Genomic DNA, 373 nt, shown 5'->3' on the forward strand with positions numbered 1-373 from the left:
TATTAAGCTTGTTGAATTTCGTTAAAAATTCACTCGGTTTTTTGCTTGGTAAAATCTATTTGCTTACTTATCTAGTTTTCAATGTGCAAAATAATAATGGTGGAGACTAGCGGGATCGAACCGCTGACCTCCTGCGTGCAAAGCAGGCGCTCTCCCATCTGAGCTAAGCCCCCGTAATGGGTAATTTAATTTAATGGTGGGCCTAAATGGACTCGAACCATCGACCTCACGCTTATCAGGCGTGCGCTCTAACCAGCTGAGCTATAGGCCCATTCTTAATTCGAATGTCAAATAAACATTCAAAACTGAATACAATATGTCTCCGTTATTCCATGACCTTATGGTCATTCCGTAATATCCTTAGAAAGGAGGT

2 tRNA genes are annotated in these 373 nt (G+C 41.3%); both read right to left on the reverse strand.

Annotated features, from left to right (window positions below):
• Window positions 1-97 precede the first annotated feature (97 nt).
• Window positions 98-173, reverse strand: a tRNA-Ala gene (locus LQ682_RS14060).
• A 21-nt stretch (window positions 174-194) separates the two neighbouring features.
• Window positions 195-271, reverse strand: a tRNA-Ile gene (locus tag LQ682_RS14065).
• Between the last annotated feature and the right edge of the window lie 102 nt (window positions 272-373).

It is taken from the genome of Mammaliicoccus sp. A-M4 (genome assembly GCF_022386955.1).
In the GTDB taxonomy this organism is placed as follows: Bacteria; Bacillota; Bacilli; order Staphylococcales; family Staphylococcaceae; genus Mammaliicoccus; species Mammaliicoccus lentus.